Origin of the sequence: Actinokineospora terrae (assembly GCF_900111175.1) — a bacterium.
Taxonomy (GTDB): domain Bacteria; phylum Actinomycetota; class Actinomycetes; order Mycobacteriales; family Pseudonocardiaceae; genus Actinokineospora; species Actinokineospora terrae.
In genome coordinates, this window is the sequence record NZ_FOGI01000013.1 from 116,696 (window position 1) to 136,136 (window position 19,441).

At 70.1% G+C, this 19,441-nt stretch carries 19 protein-coding genes and 2 pseudogenes; 9 read left to right on the forward strand and 12 right to left on the reverse strand.

Annotation, left to right across the window (positions count from 1 at the left end; translation table 11 throughout):
- On the reverse strand, nucleotides 1–2,643 hold the full coding sequence (locus BMY07_RS27295) for a M48 family metalloprotease (protein WP_092784874.1): 2,643 nt from the start codon (nucleotides 2,641–2,643) through the stop codon (nucleotides 1–3).
- The gene (locus BMY07_RS27300) at nucleotides 2,640–3,113 is read right to left on the reverse strand and encodes a hypothetical protein (RefSeq protein WP_092784877.1); all 474 of its coding nucleotides are present in this window, start codon (nucleotides 3,111–3,113) and stop codon (nucleotides 2,640–2,642) included. Before BMY07_RS27300 ends, BMY07_RS27295 begins: the two co-directional genes overlap by 4 nt.
- 304 nt (nucleotides 3,114–3,417) lie before the next feature.
- Here BMY07_RS27300 and BMY07_RS27305 point away from each other — a divergent pair, with 304 nt between their 5' ends.
- The 3 genes from BMY07_RS27305 to BMY07_RS27315 all read left to right on the forward strand — a co-directional run bounded on the left by BMY07_RS27305 (nucleotide 3,418) and on the right by BMY07_RS27315 (nucleotide 6,991).
- Nucleotides 3,418–4,377 (forward strand): transporter substrate-binding domain-containing protein, encoded by a 960-nt coding sequence (locus BMY07_RS27305; protein WP_092784880.1) that lies wholly within the window; start codon nucleotides 3,418–3,420, stop codon nucleotides 4,375–4,377.
- Nucleotides 4,320–5,321 (forward strand): hypothetical protein, encoded by a 1,002-nt coding sequence (locus BMY07_RS27310; RefSeq protein ID WP_092784883.1) that lies wholly within the window; start codon nucleotides 4,320–4,322, stop codon nucleotides 5,319–5,321. Before BMY07_RS27305 ends, BMY07_RS27310 begins: the two co-directional genes overlap by 58 nt.
- Before the next feature lie 107 nt (nucleotides 5,322–5,428).
- A complete protein-coding gene (locus BMY07_RS27315; RefSeq protein ID WP_245782701.1) occupies nucleotides 5,429–6,991 on the forward strand; it encodes a PLL family lectin in 1,563 nt (520 codons plus the stop codon).
- 158 nt (nucleotides 6,992–7,149) lie between these two features.
- Here BMY07_RS27315 and BMY07_RS27320 read toward each other — a convergent pair.
- Nucleotides 7,150–8,320: pseudogene (locus tag BMY07_RS27320) on the reverse strand (IS3 family transposase).
- Nucleotides 8,321–8,472: 152 nt separating this feature from the next.
- On the opposite strand from BMY07_RS27320, the gene BMY07_RS34585 reads away from it, so the two are divergent.
- Nucleotides 8,473–8,640 (forward strand): hypothetical protein, encoded by a 168-nt coding sequence (locus tag BMY07_RS34585; RefSeq protein ID WP_177215806.1) that lies wholly within the window; start codon nucleotides 8,473–8,475, stop codon nucleotides 8,638–8,640.
- Here the strand turns inward: BMY07_RS34585 and BMY07_RS27325 are convergent.
- The gene (locus tag BMY07_RS27325) at nucleotides 8,631–9,212 is read right to left on the reverse strand and encodes a VanZ family protein (RefSeq protein WP_177215807.1); all 582 of its coding nucleotides are present in this window, start codon (nucleotides 9,210–9,212) and stop codon (nucleotides 8,631–8,633) included. The two genes, BMY07_RS34585 and BMY07_RS27325, sit on opposite strands and share 10 nt — an antisense overlap.
- Before the next feature lie 99 nt (nucleotides 9,213–9,311).
- Between BMY07_RS27325 and BMY07_RS27330 the strand changes: the two genes are divergently transcribed.
- Nucleotides 9,312–9,542: an aldo/keto reductase gene (locus tag BMY07_RS27330; RefSeq protein WP_245782692.1), complete on the forward strand. Its 231-nt coding sequence runs from the start codon at nucleotides 9,312–9,314 to the stop codon at nucleotides 9,540–9,542.
- A gap of 254 nt (nucleotides 9,543–9,796) precedes the next feature.
- Here BMY07_RS27330 and BMY07_RS27340 read toward each other — a convergent pair whose 3' ends face one another.
- Genes BMY07_RS27340 through BMY07_RS27350 form a run of 3 tightly spaced genes read right to left on the reverse strand, consistent with a single transcriptional unit; the run spans nucleotide 9,797 to nucleotide 11,504 of the window.
- On the reverse strand, nucleotides 9,797–10,420 hold the full coding sequence (locus BMY07_RS27340) for a maleylpyruvate isomerase N-terminal domain-containing protein (protein ID WP_092784895.1): 624 nt from the start codon (nucleotides 10,418–10,420) through the stop codon (nucleotides 9,797–9,799).
- Nucleotides 10,417–11,103, reverse strand: a complete 687-nt coding sequence (locus BMY07_RS27345; RefSeq protein ID WP_092784898.1) for an RraA family protein — start codon at nucleotides 11,101–11,103, stop codon at nucleotides 10,417–10,419. Before BMY07_RS27345 ends, BMY07_RS27340 begins: the two co-directional genes overlap by 4 nt.
- Nucleotides 11,100–11,504 (reverse strand): cupin domain-containing protein, encoded by a 405-nt coding sequence (locus tag BMY07_RS27350; RefSeq protein WP_092784901.1) that lies wholly within the window; start codon nucleotides 11,502–11,504, stop codon nucleotides 11,100–11,102. The genes BMY07_RS27345 and BMY07_RS27350 overlap by 4 nt, the downstream gene beginning before the upstream one ends.
- Before the next feature lie 43 nt (nucleotides 11,505–11,547).
- On the opposite strand from BMY07_RS27350, the gene BMY07_RS27355 reads away from it, so the two are divergent.
- Both BMY07_RS27355 and BMY07_RS27360 read left to right on the forward strand, forming a co-directional pair.
- On the forward strand, nucleotides 11,548–12,522 hold the full coding sequence (locus BMY07_RS27355; protein ID WP_092784904.1) for a helix-turn-helix domain-containing protein: 975 nt from the start codon (nucleotides 11,548–11,550) through the stop codon (nucleotides 12,520–12,522).
- Nucleotides 12,523–12,654: 132 nt separating this feature from the next.
- Complete coding sequence (locus BMY07_RS27360; protein ID WP_092784907.1) at nucleotides 12,655–12,846, forward strand: hypothetical protein; 192 nt, start codon at nucleotides 12,655–12,657, stop codon at nucleotides 12,844–12,846.
- 177 nt (nucleotides 12,847–13,023) lie between these two features.
- Here BMY07_RS27360 and BMY07_RS36280 read toward each other — a convergent pair.
- Nucleotides 13,024–13,215: pseudogene (locus BMY07_RS36280) on the reverse strand (aldo/keto reductase); the annotation flags it as partial.
- A 145-nt stretch (nucleotides 13,216–13,360) separates the two neighbouring features.
- Between BMY07_RS36280 and BMY07_RS27370 the strand changes: the two are divergent.
- Together BMY07_RS27370 and BMY07_RS33905 are read left to right on the forward strand one after the other, a co-directional pair.
- Nucleotides 13,361–13,600, forward strand: a complete 240-nt coding sequence (locus BMY07_RS27370) for a LysR family transcriptional regulator (protein ID WP_218150795.1) — start codon at nucleotides 13,361–13,363, stop codon at nucleotides 13,598–13,600.
- 598 nt (nucleotides 13,601–14,198) lie between these two features.
- Complete coding sequence (locus BMY07_RS33905) at nucleotides 14,199–14,456, forward strand: hypothetical protein (protein WP_143073667.1); 258 nt, start codon at nucleotides 14,199–14,201, stop codon at nucleotides 14,454–14,456.
- 360 nt (nucleotides 14,457–14,816) lie between these two features.
- Here the strand turns inward: BMY07_RS33905 and BMY07_RS27375 are convergent, their stop codons facing one another.
- The 4 genes from BMY07_RS27375 to BMY07_RS27390 all read right to left on the reverse strand — a co-directional run bounded on the left by BMY07_RS27375 (nucleotide 14,817) and on the right by BMY07_RS27390 (nucleotide 19,417).
- Nucleotides 14,817–15,440 carry a hypothetical protein gene (locus BMY07_RS27375; protein ID WP_143073668.1) on the reverse strand — a complete coding sequence of 208 codons (624 nt, stop codon included), beginning with the start codon at nucleotides 15,438–15,440 and terminating at the stop codon, nucleotides 14,817–14,819.
- Nucleotides 15,437–15,775 carry a PadR family transcriptional regulator gene (locus BMY07_RS36285; protein WP_092784913.1) on the reverse strand — a complete coding sequence of 113 codons (339 nt, stop codon included), beginning with the start codon at nucleotides 15,773–15,775 and terminating at the stop codon, nucleotides 15,437–15,439. Before BMY07_RS36285 ends, BMY07_RS27375 begins: the two co-directional genes overlap by 4 nt.
- A gap of 355 nt (nucleotides 15,776–16,130) precedes the next feature.
- A complete protein-coding gene (locus tag BMY07_RS27385; RefSeq protein ID WP_092784917.1) occupies nucleotides 16,131–19,037 on the reverse strand; it encodes an ATP-binding protein in 2,907 nt (968 codons plus the stop codon).
- Nucleotides 19,038–19,201: 164 nt separating this feature from the next.
- Complete coding sequence (locus tag BMY07_RS27390; RefSeq protein WP_092784920.1) at nucleotides 19,202–19,417, reverse strand: hypothetical protein; 216 nt, start codon at nucleotides 19,415–19,417, stop codon at nucleotides 19,202–19,204.
- Nucleotides 19,418–19,441 lie beyond the last annotated feature (24 nt).

Sequence of the window (19,441 nt, forward strand, 5' to 3'; positions counted from 1 at the left end):
TCAGTTGGGGTGGGCGGTGCGGGTCAGGGTGATGGTGTAACCGGTGCCGGTTTGGGTCATTGTGTTGTCGGTGCAGGTGAATACGTCGGGGGTGAAGGTGGTGACGGGGCCGGTTAGGACTGCGGGGTGGTCGTCAACGCTGACGGACCAGGTTATGCCGGGGCGGATGTTGTCGTAGAGGATCTGGTCGCCGTTCACGTGGTAGTCGGCGGTAATGGCGCCCGAGTACGTCATCAGCGCGATGTGCCCGTTGTGGTCAGAGCGAATCGGGGCAAGGCTCAGCACTACGGTGCCGTCGGAGTCGAAGGCCTGCATGGAACCTGTGCTGCGGAACTGCATCGGGCCGACTTCCGTGCTTAGCGTCATCACCGAGGTTCGGTCCACCTCCACCCATGTGCCCAGCAGACACTCCGCGCCGGTCACCGGCTGGACCCCGGTGGCCGTGCTGGTCACCCAGGTCCGGTACGCGCTCGGCACCGTCAACACCCCCACAGCCACCGCCCCGACCGCCACCAGCGCCGGAAAAACGATCCCACCCCGAGGCGCGACCTGAGCGGGCCTCCGACCCGCCACCACCAGCACGCCGAACGCGGAAAGCACCGCCCCCGTCAGCACGACCTGGTTCAGCGTCTCGACCACCAGGTCGAAATCGGGCCACGCGAACAGCGACCGAGCGGGCCGACGCCACACGTCCACCGCCCGGCCCAAGGTGTCCATACCGAACAGCAGCACGACCGTCGACAGCAGCCCGGTCGTCACCACGGCCAACGGCGTCAGCACGGCCCGATGTGGCCCGCGCAATCCCACCGCGACCCCGACCTGGGCCACGACCGCGATCGCCACCAACGTGAAGTGCAGCCCCACGCGGAACCCGTCGCTACCGCGGGCCTGCCCGGACAACCACAGCCGGGCCGCGACGACCACCGCAACAGCGGCGACGGTGAAGGCCGCAGCGCCGATCAACCCCGCCCGCAGCGCGCGCCGCGTGTCGAACACCGAGCGGGTGATCAGGATCGGCACCAACCACAGCAGGGCGAGCAACGGGACGATGAACGGGATCCACGTCGCCATGTGCAGCGGCACGTACCGCACCTGCGTCCAGTGCGCGAGCGTGCCCACCCACCCCGGCGCGTCCGGGATGCCCAGGTCGTAGCCGGACGCCTGGTCGAGGAAGACCCACCAGCCGACGCGGTCGATGTCGGTCCACACCCACCAGGACGCGAGCCACGGCCAGATCGCCCCCGCGACGCCCGCCACCACCACCGGTAGCACCCACCGTGGCGGGTTGTCGAACGCCGCAGACACCGTTGACGCCCACAGCGCCACCACCGCCAGGCCCGCGACCAACAGCAGCACGGACGCGGGGTGCGGCCACTCTAGGTCCGTACGCGTGGAGATCTGGATCAGCACCCGTAGCGCCACCTGCTGACCCACGATGAACCCGGCGGCAAGGTAGACCGCGTGCGTCAGCGGTACCCGCACCGTGCGCTTGCCTGGCGTAAGCGCCGCCGTCCGCCACGACGCCACCGCCACCGGTACCGCCAGCGCGGGCCCGATGAGCCATCCCACCACCAGCGAGTTAAGGCCCGGCACGGACACCAGACTCGTCACGATGACGAACCACAGGTTCGGCGCGATCACCCCGACGGCGAGCCCCGCCGCGGGCATCTCCCACCACCGGGGCCGCAGCAGCAGCGCGGGGTCGTCGATGACCCGCCGACGCCACGCCGGGTCCGGGTGGTGCGCCAGCGACAACCGCCACCGCGACGTGGGCCGCGGCTCGGCCGAGACCAGGTCGCCGAGCGAGCCGCCCGGGCCGTCGTGCAGGGCTGCCACACCGTCGGCGTGCACCTCCCGCTCGCGCAGGATCGCGTTGCGCGTCAGCAGGACCAGCGCGGTCACCACGGCCAGCGCGGCGACGGTGATCAACACCAACCACGACCGCAGGACCACGGCCTCCACCAGCACCGGGACCCACGCCACGAGCACGAACGCCCACCACAGCGACTTCGTCAGGTACGTGAGGTGCACGTCCTGGCCGCGCGCGTGCGCCAACTCGTGCAGCACGACGGCGCGGAACCGGGCCCGGTCCAGGGTGTACGCCCGCAACAGGCCCGCGTCGAGCACCACGTACCGGCGCCGGAACGCGCCGAAGGTCAGCGCGTCCATCGTGCCGCTACGCGAACCGAGCAGGTAGACCGGCGCGCGACGCAGGCCGACGAGGTCGCGCAGCTCGGCGAGGTAGGCCGCCAGGTCGCCCTGTTCGCGTAAGAGCACCAGACGGTGTCGGCGGATCAGCAGGCGCGGGTAAGCCAGGTAGAAGCACAGCGCTACCGCAGCGAGGAGCAGCACGGCATAGAGCGCCCACGCCGCCTGCTGCCCGGTTATCGACGCCAGGCAGTTCGCGGACCGGTGGGCTGCGTCGTTGGCGTCGAACAACGACTCGTCGGTCGCCGAGGTCGGGGGAGTGCACCGCTTGTAGGCGGTGACCATGTCGCCCACATGGTCGCCAACGGTCAACCAGGCCAGCATCCCCAGGAGCCCGACCGTGGCGCACACGGTGGCCGCGAGCAGCAGGAACAGGGTGACCATGCCGGTCGGGATCGGCCCCGTCCGGCGGACCCGCTCGGCGGCCAGGGTCACGGACCGTCGCCGGGGTCGGTCAACCCGCCGATGAGCGCGTCCACGAAGAGCGACACCTGCTCCTCGGCCAGCCCCAAGGCCCTGGCCTTCTCGGCGGCGGACGCGCGGATGCGGGCCAACTCGTGCTCGTCGAACTCGACCCTCGCGGGCAGTTCGGGCCGGTTGCCGCCCCTGACCTTGCGCCGCAGCCACCGCGCGCCCCGGTCCACGACCGCGGTGGCCGTCCGCCCGACGACCTCGTCCGCGATCGCCGCGGACACCACCAGCGCGACCGGCGTGACCAGGGCGACCACCTCGGTGACCCCGAACGCGAGCGGATCACGCCTGGCCCGCCCGCCGGTGCCGTCGGGATCCCGGTCGCGGTCGCGGAAGAACGCCTCGCTCGCGGGCTCGAAGAACACCAACTCCTCCGGCGCCAGCTTGCCCACGATCGCCCTCGCGATACCCCGAACACGCTCTTGGTCGGCCATCTTCCTCCCCTTGGCGGGACACGTCCTCCTCAGCGGGTCACGTCGCCTTGAGTAGACGCCCTACCCCGCGCCCAAGATGTCCGATTGGAGCGCCATCACCTGAACAGCCCACGCGGACACGCTGTCCCTTCCGAGGTGGTCGGGACACGGTCGCACGGTGCTCGGCCCGCGGACAGTCGGCATCCGGGTGGTCGCCCACGGTGAAGTCCCCGGTGAACGGGCCCCACCGAGGTCCACTGCGGACCGCAGGCCGGGATCGGCGATTCCGCCCCGGGGTCGCGCTCCGGTGTGGAACGATCACGCAATGTCGGATCGACCCAAGTGGCTGCGCTTCGCCGCCCTGATCGCGGCCGTCGCCGTGGTGGTGGCGGTGGGTGTCGCGGTGTGGTGGGAGCAGGTGCCCACCGAGGACGAGCTCAAGGAGGCCGCCGGGCTGCGCGGCCGCGCCGAACTGCTGGTCGGCATCAAGACCGACATGCCGGGCATCGGCTACCGCGACGAGTCGGGCGACATCTCCGGCTTCGACGTCGAGATGGCGTACCTGATCGGCGCCGACCTCGGGTTCGAGCCGCGCAAGGTCCGGCTGGTGGAGATCGAGAACGAGGACCGCTCCAAGATGCGCGGCGTCGACGGCCAGCGGGTCGACCTGGTCATCGCCACCTACAGCGCCACCCCCGAGCGGGCGGCGGTCGCGGGCGTCACCTTCTCCCAGCCCTACCTGGAGACCGAGCAGTCCGTGGCCACCAGGGTGGGCCACCGGCCGGTGCTCGACCTGACCGAGCTCAAGGGCGAGCGGGTGTGCACCCTGACCACCTCCACCTCGGTGGCCGCGGCCGAGAGGGCGGGCGCGCAGATCGTCTACCGGCAGACCATCGCCGCCTGCGTCGCGGCGATGCGCGCGAACGAGGCCGACGCGGTCACCACCGACGCCGCGATCCTGGCCGGTTTCGTGCAGAAGTACCCGACCGAGCTGCTGCACCACGACATCGCCCTGGAGGCCAAGGAGATGTGGGCGGTCAACACCGGCGGCAACGACGCGCTGCGCAAGCTCGTCGACCTGTCGCTCTACCGCTCCGCGCACGACCCCGAGGACAAGCGCTGGGAGGACGCGTTCGCGAAGTACCTGCTGCCGATGGCCAGGTACAGCCTCCCGCAGCTGATCCCGCCGGACCGGCAACCCGACGTGACCGAGGTGGAGGTGCGGACATGGCCGTGGGAAAGGCTGGCGGGTCTGATGACGCCCCCGGTTTCCAGTGGACCCTGACGCTGCTGCCCGCCTTCCCGCTCGTCCTGCTCGTCCTGCGGCTCTGGCAGCTCAGCGGTCAGGACCTCAACACCATGCTGCTGCTGGTGCAGCACGTGCACGCGCTGGAACTGGCCAGCTCGCTGGTGATCAGCCTGCTGGAGGTGCCGCCCGCGGTCCTGCTCACCGCGCACCTGCTCGGGCTGATGTCGCTGGCCAGCGGCGACCGGGGCCGCGTGTCACGGCTCGAACGGGCGGCTGAGCGGACCCCGAACTGGCTGGTCGCCGCGGCCGTCCTGTGGTCGCTGCTGGTGTGGGAGCTGCGGTTCGTGCCCACGCTGCTGCTGCTCGGCTGCGCGATCGCAGGCCTGACGATCCGCAGGCGCGGCCGCGACGACCTGGTGTTCCCGGTGTGCGTCCTGCTGCCGATCGCGGTCGCGGTGCTCGAGTACCTGTGGTTCTTCCCGGCCATCATCGACGCCATCACCACCGGCGACGTCGCGGCCGCCCTGCTGCTGCTGGCCCCGCCGCTGCTCGCGCCGTTGCTCACCGGCCCCCTCCCCGAACGCGTCGCCTGGGCGGGCACCCACGGCATCGCCACCCTGGGCGCCCTGGTCACCCCGTTCGTCCTGCTGGCCATGTTCCTCAACGTCCCGGTGCTGCCATCGGTCGCCCTGGTCCTCGGCACCGGCGGCGAGGACCGCACCCCCACCGAGGTAGCCCTCGGCAACGTGGTCACCGTCGACGACACCATGACCACCCTCCTGGACAACAACCACAACGTCCGCTTCGTCCCCAACAACCGCCTGCTCGCCAAGATCCTCTGCCCAGGCCCCGCCCAGATCCCCCAATCCCCCACCCAAGCCCACGGCTGGCTCCTCGAAGACGCCGCCCTGGACTGGCTCCTCCCCGCCAAACCCCCCCAAGGCACCACAGACCCCCACTGCGACGGCCGCCTCCCCTGAAGCGCCCAACCCGCCTGGTAGCAGGGGAAGGAATCCCGGACTTCGACCCACAGCCACAGCTCGTGGGGACGGGACCGGGGGCTGGTCCGATCGGCTACTTGCGGCGGGTGGTTGTCGCACCGGGCGCGTGGAACCGATGCAATCGATCAGTCGATCTGGCGGGAGTGCGTGCGATGTGGCGACGTTGGTCGGTTCCCAAGACTGTGGCGGTAGTGACGGCGATGCTCGCCTCGATGCTGGTGGCGATCGGTCCCGTGGCCGTCGCGCAGTCAGGCCCCGTGGAGGTGGGGATGCCATTCGCGGGTCAGTGGGCGTACAACGCCCCGGTGGCACCGCCCTACAGCGACAGCAACTCCAGCCACCCCTCGGTGCATCACACGCCGGGGGCGGGCCATTGGGGGACTGACCTGTACGGGTCTGAGGGGCAGGCGGTGAAGCTGCACCTGTCCCACCCCGGCGGCGCAGTGTCCGTAACGCGGGATTCGAGTTCCACGACGTGCGGTCAGAGTTTGCGGGTCACGGTCCAGGTGAACGGTGCGGCGGTCGGGCAGTTGTACTTCGCGCACTTGGCGAATGTGCCCGCCGGGGCCATCACACCGGGTATGACGATCGGCACCGTGCACGCGTGGGGTTGCAACCCGGGTAGGCACGTCCACGTGGAGTTCCGCAACAACGCCAACCACGCCTGCTACACCGATCACGGCTCTCCTGGGAGAGTCGTGGGTGAGGCCGTCTCGCTTGGCATGCTCGGATCGAGCAATACCGGGCCCCGGCAGGCCTGCGTGACCGCGCCGCCCGTCGGGCAGCCGTCCGCGCTTCCGGCGGTGACGGTGGCTGTGAACCCGAACGGCGGCCACGTCCTTTTCGGCCGCGGCGGCGCGGGCGAGCTCACCCATAGCTGGCAGGAGGCGCCGGGTACCTCGTGGTCGGCCTGGAACAGCCTCGGCGGTGCCATCACCGGCCAGCCGGTCGTCGGTGTGGCGGCGGGCGGTGGCCACGTCGTTGCCGCGCGCGGTGCGGGTGGCGACGTGGTCCACATCTGGCAATCCGGCCCTCTCGGTCCGTGGTCGTCGTGGGTGTCGCTTGGTGGCGCTATCACCGGGACTCCTGCCATCGCGCCCGCGGTCGCGGGTGGCAACGTGGTCTTCGCCCGCGGCGTGGCAGGCGACCTGACCCACACCTGGCAATCGGGCCCAGGATCGGGGTGGTCCGCGTGGACATCGCTCGGGGGTTCCATCACCAGTACACCGGTGGTCGCGACCGCCGTGACCGGCGGACACGTCGTCTTCGCCCGCGGCACGGGTGGCGACGTGGTGCACACCTGGCAAACCGGACCCGGCACCGAGTGGTCGGGCTGGACCTCCCTGGGTGGTCCCATCACCAGCGACCCGACCGTGATCGCAGGCTACAACGGTGGTCTGGTGGCATTCGCCCGCGGAGCCGCAGGAGAGCTCACCCACCGCTGGCAAGCCGCGCCCGGAACAGACTGGTACGGATGGACCTCACTCGGCGGCGCCCTGGGCTCGGCTCCGACCGCTCACGCAGCGAGCGTCGGCGGCGGTCTCGTCGTCTACTCGCGAAGCTCCTCCGGAAACGCAACGCACACTTGGCAAACCACCGCAGGCGGGGCCTGGTCGGAATGGACGTCGCTCAACGGAAACCTCACCTGACCATGTGAAGGGTAAGTGTTGGTCTTCGAGGTGAGCGGTGTGCTGGCCGGTCAGGTCGATTCCTGGGTGGAGGCGGCGTTCTCCCAGGAGTCGCGCCAGTGGACCTCGTTGAACACGTGAGCTGCTGGAGAGATTTCGGACAGTGAGTTTTGGGCTTCTCAGGCTGCCCGGTTCTGGTCGAACCAGTCGGACTCTACTTCATTCGGCGTTCGGTAGCCAAGTGCGGAATGAAGCCGGATCTGATTGTAACGCAACTCGACATAGCGGGCGATGTCTTCCCGGGCGTGCTCTCTGGTGGGATAATGCACGCGGTGAACACGCTCGTTCTTCAGGGTGCCGTTGAAGACTCCGCCCACGCGTTGTCGTAACATATCCCGGTACGTCCGACCGAGCGTGAAATCTTCAAATCCCCGGCCGCGGCCGCGAACTCCGCGGACACATACTGCGTACCACGATCGGAGTGAAACAGCGTGCTGTCCGGGACGACGGCGACATTGCCGGCCGCCATGCGGAGAGCGTCGACGACGAGTTCGGTCCGCATGTGGTCGGCCATCGCGTATCCGACGACTTTCTTGGAGAAACAATCCAGGACTGTCGCGAGGTACAACCAGCCTTCCGCGGTGCGGACATAGGTGATGTCACCGACCAGCTTCACGCCCGGTCGGTCCGCGTCAAAGTCCCCGGCCACCAGGTCAGGCAGGGTTCCGGCGTCCGCGCCGACAGTGGTGACCGGCCGGAACGGGCGCGGCTGACATGCCACCAACCCCAGCTCACGCATGATCCCCCGGACCGTCTCCGGATCCACCGAGGTGCCCTGGCGTTCCAATTGCGCATGGATACGGCGGTAACCATAAGTACCGTCGGAATAGTCGAACGCGAACCTCACCCGCTCGGCAAGCAACTCACGACGCGAAGCCGTCGCCGATTGTGGACGGTCTTTCCAATCATAGTAACCCGACCGCGACACCCTCGACCACCGACACATGCGAACGACAGGATAACTGCCTTCTTCCGATTCGATGAACGCATACTTCTCGGTCACCGGAACTTCTTCGCGAAGAAGGCCGCCGATTTTCCCAGGAACTCGTTCTCCTGCTCCAGTTCCCGGACACGCCGTTCCAGTTCCTTGAACCGCGCGCGATCCGACACCGACAACTCTTCCTCGCCGGCCGCGTGAACCTCGCGATACTTTTTAACCCAGTGACCGAGAGTCTGCTCCAACACCCCCAAATCCCGAGCAACATCAGCGATCGACCGCGACCGCTCGACCACCTCCTTCGCAGCCGCCTCCCGGAACTCCGGCGAATACCGCGAACGTCTCTGCCCCACAACAACTCCCGTCAGTCAACCCCAACCCTACGTTGGGCCACTGTCCGAGAAGCCTCCGGCGGCTCAACGGGGTGGAGCAACATCCATGTGGACCGGGTGTTCAAGATGATCGGCGGCAACCCGTGCACGACGCTGAACTTCAAGCTCTACAAGTGGAGCGAGTGTACTGGTCGAGCCAGGGCGCCAAGACCGCCAACGGGTGCGACGGTGCTGACGACCTGACCTGGTACACCGGCCCCGGCGAGCACAAGCTCGAGGCGTATACCGGCGTGAACAACAGCCCGATCCGGCGCGCCGAGGGTGTCGTCTACTACCCGTGATCCCGGGCTTCGGCCAACAGATCAGGTAACCGTGGGGTTGACCGCGTGACGATCACGCGGTCAACCCCACGCACGATCCACCACCCGATCACGGCGCCCGCAGTGTTGCTGATCAGGTCGTCCGCGGCGACCGCGCCCTTCTGCGCGAGGAACCCCTGGGTCAGTTCCACCAGCAGCGAGACCACAAGCCCGGCCCACAGCGGTGTCCACACCCGCGAGCGCGGGGCCAGTACCGCCACCACGGCACCCAGCGGAACGAACAACACGATGTTGCCCAGCGTGGCCACGAGCACGTTGCCAGCGGCGGGCGACACCAGTCCCTGCACGGTGTCCACCAACGGGACCAGGCTGAACCGCACCCCCAGCGACGACGAGGGCAACACGACCGTGATGTAGGTGACGAACAACAGCCACCCCGCCGCCGCAGCCCACCCCAGCGCCCTCGCCGCCCCGCCCGGCCGACCTCGTCCATCCCGCAGCGACAACACCCAGGCCGTCACCCCGAACACAGCGATGACCAAAGCCAGACCCAGACTCACCGGATTGACGAACGCGCGCGTCAACGATGTCACACCACACCCCCACAGCGTTGCGTACAGTGCGCAACTGACCTACCACATTCCGTGGCTGATGACCGTCGCCCGGTTCGGCCACGGCGCCATGCAGCTCGCGTGCCCCGGCGTCATGGGACCGCCTGCAGTCGCGACAGCGCGCTCGCCGTTCTGCGCAAGGCCCTCGACCTCGGCATCACCCACATCGACACCTCCGGCGCCTACCGCCCGCGCGTCACCAACGAGCTGGTCCGCGAGGCGCTGCACCCGGAGCTCGACTCGCTCCACATCGTGACCAAGGTCGGCGCGCACCGCGACGAGCAGGCAGCCAGCCCCGACCCGCGGACCTGAGCTGTGCCGTCCACGAGGAGCCGGCAAGCCTCGGCGTCGAGCGGCCGACCCGGTCAACCTCCGGCTCGGCGACGCCCCCACCGGCATGACGATCGGCCTGATCGACGAGCTCGCGGGCCAGGGCGTCGCCTACATGCCCGTGTTCCCGCTCGGTGGGCTCAGCCCGTTGCAGTCCTCGACGCTTCTGACCAGTTGGACAAGATCGGCCGAGCGTGAGCGCCCCTCCACCCGAGGGCAGGTGGAGGGGCGCGGCTTCAGAACGCGGTGATCGAGCTGGGTGCTCGTTCCGCTCGGCTGAGGGCGCGGATCACCGAGACCGGGCCGTGGCGGCGGGTGGCCAGGGTGCTCAGTAGGTCGATGACGACCGCGTTGGTGTGGTCGGGAAAGTCCGGTGTCGGGAGGTCCACGCTCACCGCGAGGTCGTCGGCGTGGACGACCAGTTCCATGGTGCGGGTGATGAGAAGGTCCTCAAGGGACAATGACCACGAGCCCCACAGTCGCATTCGGACGATTCGACTTGGCAGCGGTAGCGACAGTGACGACAGGGCGGCTTCGTAGCGGTCTGCCAGCGCCGAGGGGCCGTCGGCGGCCAGGCGGTGGCCGCCGTCGCGGATGCCGGTGTTGGCGGGGCTGTCGAGGCCTGAGTCGATCCAGGCGGCGCGGGCGTAGTGGTCGAGCAGGGGGATCTGCTGCTCCTGCGGCACTGGGTCGGCCAGTACTTCCGGTACCACCAGGACCTGGTACGCGAGGTGTGCGGCCAGGCCACCGACGCTGAACTCGGGCAGAGCGCTCGGCTTGTCCCAGGCGGCCGCCACCGCCGGGTCGCGGAGCAGGGGTAGGGACGCCTGGGCGGCGGCGAGGAAGGCTTGCGTGCTCATTCCTCGATCGCCCCACCCACGGTCCGGAGGTGTTCGCGGAAGGACACCGGCGGGTCGGTGGCGAGGTAGCGGTCGAACTGGACCTGCGACCGCAGGCTCGTGCCGGAGCGGATCCGGTCCGCCTGGGCGCGTTCGACGTCCCGGATGCCCTCGGCCAGGTCGAACAGCTCCTCGGCCCGGTCGGCGGGCACGAACAGGACGCCGTCGTCGTCGCCGAGGACCAGGTCGTCGCGCGTCACCGTCCACGGGCCGACGTCCGCCGACTCGAGCGCGTCGGGGCGGCGGACCTCCGGCACCAACGGGCCGGTCGGGATGGAGCCGAGGCTGAACACGGGCAGCCCGATCACCCGGATGTCGGCGGTGTCGCGGTGCAGCCCCCACACGACCACCCCCGACACCCCGGCCGTCCGCGCCTCCAGCACGACCAGGTCACCGACGCACGCGTGGTCCCGCCGCCCGCCGTTGTCGACCACCAGGACGTCCCCCGGCGACGCCGACTCGAAGGCCTCCAGGAACACGTCCACGCTGCCCGCGTGCCGAGCAGGCAGGACCCGCCCCAAGACGCGGTCGGCCGGGTGCACCCCCACCAGCGAGACCGTCCGCACCTCGACGCCCGCGCGCACGCACGCGTCAGTCAGGTGAGCCGTGGTCAGCTGGGCGAACCGGTCAGCGAGATCGCTCACGAGGTCAACTCCAGGGCGTGGCCGGTGGTGGCGTCGACGTGCGCGGGGACCTCGTCGTGGTCGTCGCCCACCGACAGCGTGCCGGTGGGTTCGACCAGCAGGACCTGGGCGCCCCCGGCGGACGACGGCTTGTGGTAGGTCCCGCGCGGCACGACGAACAGCGACCCCTGCGGCAGCACCACGGTCCGCTCGTCCGGGTCGCGTAGCGCGATCTCGATCTCGCCCGCGATCACCAGGAAGAACTCGTCGGTGTCGTTGTGCACGTGCCAGACGTGCTCACCAGCGAACCTGGCCAGCCGGATGTCGTAGTCGTTGACCCGCGCCGCCAACCGGGGGCTCCAGGCCTGGTCGAACGCCGCGAAGGCCGCGGTGAGGTCGATCGGTGTGTTCACCCCGCCCATCGTGGTGGTGCGCGCGGCGGTCGGCGAGTGCTAGTAATCGCACATGTCGAAAGGATCCTCGCACCGGGTGGTGGCCATCGTCGAGGACGGGTCGAACCCGTTCGAACTGGGCGTGGCCACGGAGTTGTTCGGTCTGCGCAGGCCGGAGCTGGACCGGACCTGGTACGACTTCGGGCTGTGCGCCGCGGCGCCGACCGTCCGCATGCACCTGGGGATGTTCACGCTGTCGGGGGTCCGCGGGCTCGACGCGGTGGACGGGGCGGACACGCTGATCGTGCCCAACCGGCCCGACCCGGTCGTGCCCGTGCGGCCCGAGGTGCTGGCCGCGGTCCGCCGGGCCGCCGATCGGGGCGCCCGGCTGGTCAGCTTCTGCACCGGCGCGTTCACCCTGGCCGAGGCGGGCGTGATCGAGGGGCGGCGGGTGACCACGCACTGGCGGTGGGTGGACGAGTTCGCGCGCAGGCACCCGGGGGTGCGGCTGGAGCCGGACGTGCTGTTCGTCGACGACGGCGACGTGCTCACCGCCGCCGGGAGCGCCGCCGCGCTCGACCTCGGCCTGCACCTCATCCGCCGCGACCACGGCGCCGAGATCGCCAACATCGTCAGCCGCCGCCTCATCTTCGCAGGCCACCGCGACGGCGGCCAACGCCAGTTCGTCGACCGCCCCCTCCCGCCGCGCCTGGACACCTCCCTCGCCCCGGTCCTGGCCTGGGCCCGCGCCCGCCTGGACGAACCCATCACCATCGCGGCCCTCGCCACCGCGGCCGCCACCAGCCAGGCCACCCTGCACCGCCGCTTCCAGGCCGAACTCGGCACCACCCCGCTGGCCTGGCTCACCACCGAACGCGTCACCCTCGCCTGCCGCCTCCTGGAGCACGGCACCCTCCCCCTGGACCACATCGCCCAGGCATCCGGGTTCGGCACCGCCACCAACCTCCGCACGCAACTCCGCCGCCACACCGGCTTGACACCTACGGCCTACCGCCGCCGCTTCGGCACCCCGACCGGGCCCAGGTAGGCAGAGCACCCTGTGGCCCAGGTGGGCAGAGCGCCCTGCGAAGGGCGGACGCCGTGCTGGCCTGCTCAGCCGACCTAGCCACTGTGAGGCCGGTGGTCGCTGTCCCTTGAGGACCTGTTCGTCACGTGCACCATGGACCTGGTCGTGCACGCCGATGACCTCGCGGTGAGTGTGGACCTCCCGACACCGGAGTTCCCTGATCACACCAACGCGGTCGTCATTGAACTGCTGAGCACCCTGGCCGCCCGCCGCCACGGCGCGGTCTCGGTGATCCGCGCCCTCAGCCGGGCTGAACGAGCACCCAGCACGATCACCGCGTTCTGAAACCGCGCCTGCCCCTCGGGTGGAGTGGCCCTCACGCCCGGCCGATCTTGTCCAACTCGGCCAGGTCGTCGCTAAAGAGCTGGATTGCCACGCGCCCGCGAGCTCGTCGATCAGCCGATCGTCATGCCAGTGGGCGAGGTAGTACATGTTCCGTACGCACACGATCGACGCGATCGCCTGCGCCTCGGCCACCTGGTCAGCGGTGGCATTCGACACGCCGAGGTACCGGATCACGCCCTGCTGCTGGAGTTCGACCAGGGTGCCGAACCCCTCGAGGTTGATACCGAAGTCGGCAGCTTTGTGCAGGACGGCGAACGCGCCATCGCGGTCGGCTGGCGGTCCTACGAACCCGGGGCTTGCAAGCTGCATGGCACCGAAGCCGAACTGGGTGACGGTCAGCCCGCCCAGGGATCAGGTGCCGCCGGGCAGAGGAACAGCGGGTTCGTCAGTCCTCATGCCGTCGATCTTCACGCGCGGCCGGTTGCGGCGGCCAACACCGATTCGGTGCACTGCGATGCGCGCGAACTGCACTTCGGCCGGGCCGCCTAGCGCCTCGGCGTCGGCCACCCCCCGGGCGATCCAGCAACTCGAACGACGCCTCGGCGTCACCCTGCTCGAGCGCAACCGCTGCTGCGCGTCACTGACCGGCGCCTGCGAGATCCTGCTGCAGGAAGGCCGCGCGACCCTCGACGCGACCGCCGCCGCACCCGCCGCGGCCTGGCCGGGGTCTGTCCAGTCGGCCTCGCGACCGTGACGGCAGGAGCAGCACCAAACGTTCGCGACCGCTATCGGACACACCCAGCGACGGACCCGACGTCCGTACTGGACCGTTCGGTTGATGCCATACGGGCTTCGAGGTGAGAAGCCCGGCCCAGGTCGGCGGGTCATGCCAACTTCGTGATCGGCTCAGGAGCAAGCAGGGGCGGTCGGTGCTATCAGCACCGACCGCCCAACTGCACAACAACCGCCGACTCGTACGCGACAAGGACCATGCGCATCACCAACGCACGACTCCGCCGACGATCCGAACCCCACCCGGTGGTTGGTCCACAACCGAGTACAGCCACACCGCCGTATCCATCATGGCTGCCGCCACAACTCCCGCTGGCCCGATTGTGTAGGTGCACTGACAACGTAATGCGGAAAGTCCAGATGGACCGCGCAGCGGGCGCGGCGCAAGACTCCCGCATGTAGGCCGACGGTGCGCCCTTCGACCAGTGTTCGCCTGGCGTGGACCTGCGCACCCGTCCAGATGATGTGGCCTCCAACGAAGTCGGGCGGCCTGCGTTGCTGCGCAGGCCGCCCGGTGGCACAAGACCCCAACGCCTCACCAGCGACTAAGGAATATGCCGATGTCCAACGTACGTCCCCACCAACGATCCTCAAACCCCCAGAGCTGTGACGCGCGTACCGACGCGGGTGCGATCAAGCCCAACGCCGCCATCCACGTGGAGGTCAACGGTGACGGCAACACCGTCACCATCGCCACGCCCACCCAACCCCCCGCGTCCTGGTGGAGCCGCTGGCGCAGGCGCGGAGTCATCACCACCGGCGCTCCCGCCATCGCCGCCGCCGCAACCATCACCACCTGGCTCGGACACCTCAACTAGACCGCGCGCCTTGGTCGATCACAACGTGCCTTGTCCTGGCAAGCCGCTGCCTTCCGGGACCAGGAGCGTGGGATCGACTCGCTCATGCTGCCGCGACCGGCGTCCCCCGGCACGCGACCAGCCAGGACGCGCTGCCCGGGATGCTCTCGACCTCCTTCGATTTTCGCGCGCATCACCGAGGCCGGGCGATCGAGGAGGTAAGCACTGAGGTCATTGGGCCGTGTCACCGCGGCGACACGGCCCAATGAGTTGGTCCACCGGGTCAGGGATTCAACCAGCCTGCGACCAAGGGGAACGCCACCTGCCGCTACTCCAGCATGGAAGTCGCACGAAGTGTCACCACGTGTTACGGGACCAGACTCAGTCAGGCAGCATCGAGAGCAGGTCGGCGTGGGTGCCCGCGAGCTCGGCGGCGCCGTCCTCGCTCGCAACCCAAGGCAGGCCCTTCCTCGCGTCCTCCAACTTCGCCTGCGCCTCGGCCACCTTGCCCTCGGCGAAGGCGGTCTCAGCGATGTCGAGATCTTGGCGCACCGACGCGGCCGCCTCGACCGACCGGGCGTGGTCGGAGTAGAGGAGCTTGGTCAGACCCCAGAGCACGTCGCCGGGCTGGGCTGCCCGGGCAGCCATACCCGCCCCCGTGAACGCGATGGCCAGGACGACCGCGGCCGCCGCGACACCGGTCAACGGCCGCCACGCAGACCCCGACCGGCTATCCGCTGGACGACGACTCACCGCGCGGACTCGGCAGAAGGCAAGGTAGACGGCCGCGGCCCCGAGGAACCCGCACGCGGTGGCGAGCTTGACGACCTTGCCCGGGCGATCCCGGATGAGGTCACGCAACTCGGTGACCCGGTCGGGTCGATCCGGGTAGCGAAGACGAGCGGCCCAGGTGACCACCTTGTCGGCCGCCCAGGGCGACAAGTCGCTGAACTCGTTGACGACCACTGCGGCCCCCAACCCCAACACCGCGGGCCACCAACTCATCGGGCACCGTCCGACACCGGAGACCGGAACAGGGTGAAACCACGCGCGGGGCGATTGCGCTGCATCAACAGGGCCTCAGCCCGCACTCGCCCCGTCGGAGTCACCTCGTAGCAGCGCCGCCGCGGACGGCCCTCATCCTCGGAGAGCTCCTCCCACGTACCCGTCACCCACCCCCACTCCTCCAACCGGTCCAACACTCCATACACCGTCGGTCCCGACCGACCCACGGCCTTCATGATCACCCACCCGTAGGGCTTCTCCCTGCCACCGGCGTGCTCCAGCAGCACTTCTAAGACATCCAACAGCGGACCGGTCACTCGTCGAGGCGCATCCACACCCTTATCTTACCTATGTCGGATAGAGGTCGCACCTCCGGACTGCGGTTGCCCGAACGTCTCCAGAGGGGTGGTCGCACTGCCGGTTCGCGGCGAGGCGTGCGGCCGGGTGCCGTGGCGAGCTATGGCGGAGATCAGGCATGCGAGGGCGAGTGTCGGAGACCACCACATCCGCTGCCTCCTAGGCGAAACCCCACCCACCCCACCTCCACACCATCGCAAGGACAGCCACCGACCACTTCCTCACCCTGATTCCCAACACCCCGATGATCACCTGGTGCAGCCGCCCCGCAGGAGGTTGTTGGGGCGAAGCGAGCCTTGGGGTTGTAGAACCCAGGCCCCCACCAGGAGTACGTCAGGATTGGACGGTGGTGGAGGCGTACTTGCTGAGGGCTATGCGGTTGGGTTCGCCGGTTTTGGCGATGAGGCTGGAGACGTGTTTCTCGACTGTGCGGGGGGAGAGGTGGAGGGCGTCGGCGATTTCTCGGTTGCAGAGGCGGTCCACTAGGAGGCGGAGGACCTCGTACTCGCGGACGGTGACGCCTGCGGAGCGGAGGGCGGGGGGGATCTCGTCGGTGCCTTCGCGGCGCTGGGCGACTGAGGCGCCGCCTTTGCGGAGGAGGGTTCGGCAGGCTCCGGCCACGGCAGGGACGCCGGTGCGGTGGAAGTGGTCCTCGGCGGCGCGGAGCCAGTCGATGGGGGTGCCCCAGTTCGCCGTCAACGCGATCGGGGCCACCAGGCGCAGTCCGAGGTGGCGGGCCATCGCATAGGGGGCGCCGGTGGCGATGGCGCGGGTGACGGCGGCGGCAGCGTCCTCGAAGCGGCCCGCGCGGGAAGCCAGCACGGCGGCGGCGAAGTCCGAGAACATGCGGTCCCAGCGCAGGCGGCTGGCCGGGGCGGCGGTCATCGTGGCGAACTCGTCGGGGGTCAGGTCGCCGGAAAGCGCGCGCAGCAACAGGTCCAGGCCGTAGCGGCCGGACAGGTGGAACGTGGTCGGGTTCTGGTTCTCCGCGTCGATGGCGGCCGCGCACTCGGCGCGGGCCAGGTCGTGGTTCTCCTCCATCAGCGCGCAGAACGCCCCGGCCAGGCCGTGGATGCGCGGCGCGTGGTGGGCCTGGTCGCCGCCCCAGTGCCGGACCTGGGCCAGTTCGGCCTCCATGTCCGCACGTCGACCCCGGTGTCCGGAAAGGACAGTGCGGTGCAGCAGCATGTACTGCGTGGTCTCCACGAGCTTCAACCGCGTGGTCGCCGTCAACACCTGCGCCGTCAACCGGTCGGCCTCGTCGAAGTCCCCGCGCAGGATCAGTTGCAGCGCGATGTTGACCTCGGCCTGGTACCGCGCGGTCACCGCCCCGATGCGCGACGCCGAGTCCCTGGCCACCTCCAGCCGGTCGATGCCCGCGTCGCGCAGCGCGTCGTCGTGCCCCAGGCGCACGAGGGCGTGGACCTCCCAGATGGGCAGGTTGTTCTCGACCGCGATCACCCGGCTGCGCTCCAGCAACGCCGTCGCCTCGGCCGGATCCCGCTGCCGGGTCAGCGCGCCGACCAGCTGCCACGCCTGGCAGGCCACCGCGGGCAACCCGGCCGACTCCGCGACCACCGCCGCCCGCCGCGCCATCTCCTCGGCCTTGCCCAGCTGGTTGTGGCCGGGCACGTCGATCTCCAGGTGCGCCGCCACCACGTCGATCGGCGCGATCTGCGCGTCCGGCGCCCCCGGACCGAGCAGCGCCCGCGCCGCGGCCACCGACTGCAAGCCCACCTCGGGCCGCCCGGCGTGCACCGCCACCCACGCCAACCGGGTGTGCAGGCGGGCGCGGCGGTCCGGCGGCAGCCCGGTCACCTCGTCGAGCAGGTACACCATCGCCAGCGCCCGGTCGACCTCCCCGGCCTCGGCCAGCGCGTGCAGCTGCGCCTCCAACGCCGCCGCGCGCTCGCTGGTGTCCGGCGCCAGCAGGTCGCACGCACGGGCCAGCAGCGCCACCGCCGACTGCGCCGCACCCTGGCGCAGCGCCCGCTTCCCGGCCATGGCCCACAACCGGCCCGCCGCGACGGCTTGACCGGAGTCCAGCCGCAGCGACGCGGTGACCTGGCACCACTCGCCGGGCAGCCCCGGGTACACCGACTCGACGGCGTCGGCGACCTTGCCGCTCAGCGCGGCCCGGTCCGCCGCGGGCACCAGCGTCAGCACCGCGTCGACGATCAGCGCGTGCTGGAACGCGTACCAGTCCGGGGTTTGCTCGTCCGGGGCGACCAGGTGCGCCGCGTTGTCGCCGTGCAGGTGGCCGAGCAGGTCGCGGTAGGTCAGCCCGGTCGCTTCCTGCAGGACCGTGAGCGGGAACCGCTTGCCCAGCACCGCGCAGGTGAACAGCACCTCGCGGGCCGTCGGTCCCAGCGACTCCAACCGGGCGCCGACGGTGCGCAGCAGGGTCGCCGGGGGAGTGGGGCGGTCGGTCTCGGTGACCCGCCAGCCCCGCTCGTCGCGGGCGAGCAGCCCGCTGTCGACCATGCCGTCGAGCATCTCCTCGACCCGGAACGGGTTGCCGCCGCTGCCTGCCCACAGCAGGTCGGCGACCGTGTCGGGCAGCTGTGGTGGCTCGACCGACAGCCGCGCCGCCGCCATCCGCCGCACGTCGGAGCGGTCCAGGCGGCCCAGCTCCAGCACCGTGCCCGCGCCGCGCACGCCCGCGGCCCTGGCGAAGCTCAACGCCTGGCCCTGGTCGGCGCGGATGGTGCCGACCAGCACGGTCCGCTGCCCGGCGAGGTTGTCGGTCAGGTAGTCCACGACCGCCAGCGTCTCCAGGTCGGCGTCCTGCAGGTCGTCGAGGATCACCAGGCAGCCGCGGCCGTCACCGGCCAGCGCGGTCAGCCGCAGCACCGCCTCGGCCAGGATCACCAGGGACCCGACCTCCTGGTCGGCCGGTGCCGGGCCCAGGTCCGGGACTAGCGCGGCCAGGACCGGCCGGTACGGGCCGAGCGCGTCGAGGTCGATCGGGCCGCCGGTGCGCACCAGCGACAGCAGCGCCTCGGTCAGCGACCGGTACGGCACGGTCGGGCCGAGCACGCTGCCGCGGCCGCGCAGCAACCGCATGCCCGCGCCGTAGCCGATGTCCGCGGCGGCCGCGGCCAGCCGGGTCTTGCCGATGCCGCTCTCGCCGACGAGGAACAGGGCGCCACCCTGCCCGGAACGGGCCGCGGTCAGCGCGTCCTCGATCGTCCCGAGCTCATCGTCGCGACCCACGACCAGCGACGACCGGTTCACCACGAGCCGTGACAGTAGTGGCGGCCCGATTTCCGGTCTATCCACCAAACGGCAGTGCGAATGCTCACTGGGGACCCCGATAGTCGCGTGGCGCGGTCACCGGCGGAGTCGGTAGCGACCACCAGGAGTTCCGCCGGTCGCGCCACGCAAGTGATCGGCGCTGTTTGTCAGTTGGGCAGCTCCGGGCAGCAGGTAGTACTACCGGGCCAATCGAAGGCTACCGCCGCCGCGGGGTCGTCGAGCGCCCCGAACGCCACCGCGGACGCCGCACCGGCGGTGATCACCAGACCGGCCAGCGCGGCTGCCCGCACACCGAAGGCCACCGCGGGCATGACCCGCCACGCCCCGGCGCGACCCTGGTCCAGGAAATCGTCGTCACGCATATCCGTTACTCCCCTTAGTCATCT

What these genes read in the sequence shown, in the direction of transcription:
- BMY07_RS27300 (WP_092784877.1), bottom strand. Translation starts at nt 3,113, where the DNA reads ATGGCCGACCAAGAGCGTGTTCGGGGTATCGCGAGGGCGATCGTGGGC.
- BMY07_RS27305 (WP_092784880.1), top strand. Translation starts at nt 3,418, where the DNA reads ATGTCGGATCGACCCAAGTGGCTGCGCTTCGCCGCCCTGATCGCGGCC.
- BMY07_RS27310 (WP_092784883.1), top strand. Translation starts at nt 4,320, where the DNA reads ATGGCCGTGGGAAAGGCTGGCGGGTCTGATGACGCCCCCGGTTTCCAG.
- BMY07_RS27340 (WP_092784895.1), bottom strand. Translation starts at nt 10,420, where the DNA reads ATGAGCACGCAAGCCTTCCTCGCCGCCGCCCAGGCGTCCCTACCCCTG.
- BMY07_RS27350 (WP_092784901.1), bottom strand. Translation starts at nt 11,504, where the DNA reads ATGGGCGGGGTGAACACACCGATCGACCTCACCGCGGCCTTCGCGGCG.
- BMY07_RS27355 (WP_092784904.1), top strand. Translation starts at nt 11,548, where the DNA reads ATGTCGAAAGGATCCTCGCACCGGGTGGTGGCCATCGTCGAGGACGGG.
- BMY07_RS27360 (WP_092784907.1), top strand. Translation starts at nt 12,655, where the DNA reads ATGGACCTGGTCGTGCACGCCGATGACCTCGCGGTGAGTGTGGACCTC.
- BMY07_RS27370 (WP_218150795.1), top strand. Translation starts at nt 13,361, where the DNA reads ATGCGCGCGAACTGCACTTCGGCCGGGCCGCCTAGCGCCTCGGCGTCG.
- BMY07_RS33905 (WP_143073667.1), top strand. Translation starts at nt 14,199, where the DNA reads ATGTCCAACGTACGTCCCCACCAACGATCCTCAAACCCCCAGAGCTGT.
- BMY07_RS27375 (WP_143073668.1), bottom strand. Translation starts at nt 15,440, where the DNA reads ATGAGTTGGTGGCCCGCGGTGTTGGGGTTGGGGGCCGCAGTGGTCGTC.
- BMY07_RS27390 (WP_092784920.1), bottom strand. Translation starts at nt 19,417, where the DNA reads ATGCGTGACGACGATTTCCTGGACCAGGGTCGCGCCGGGGCGTGGCGG.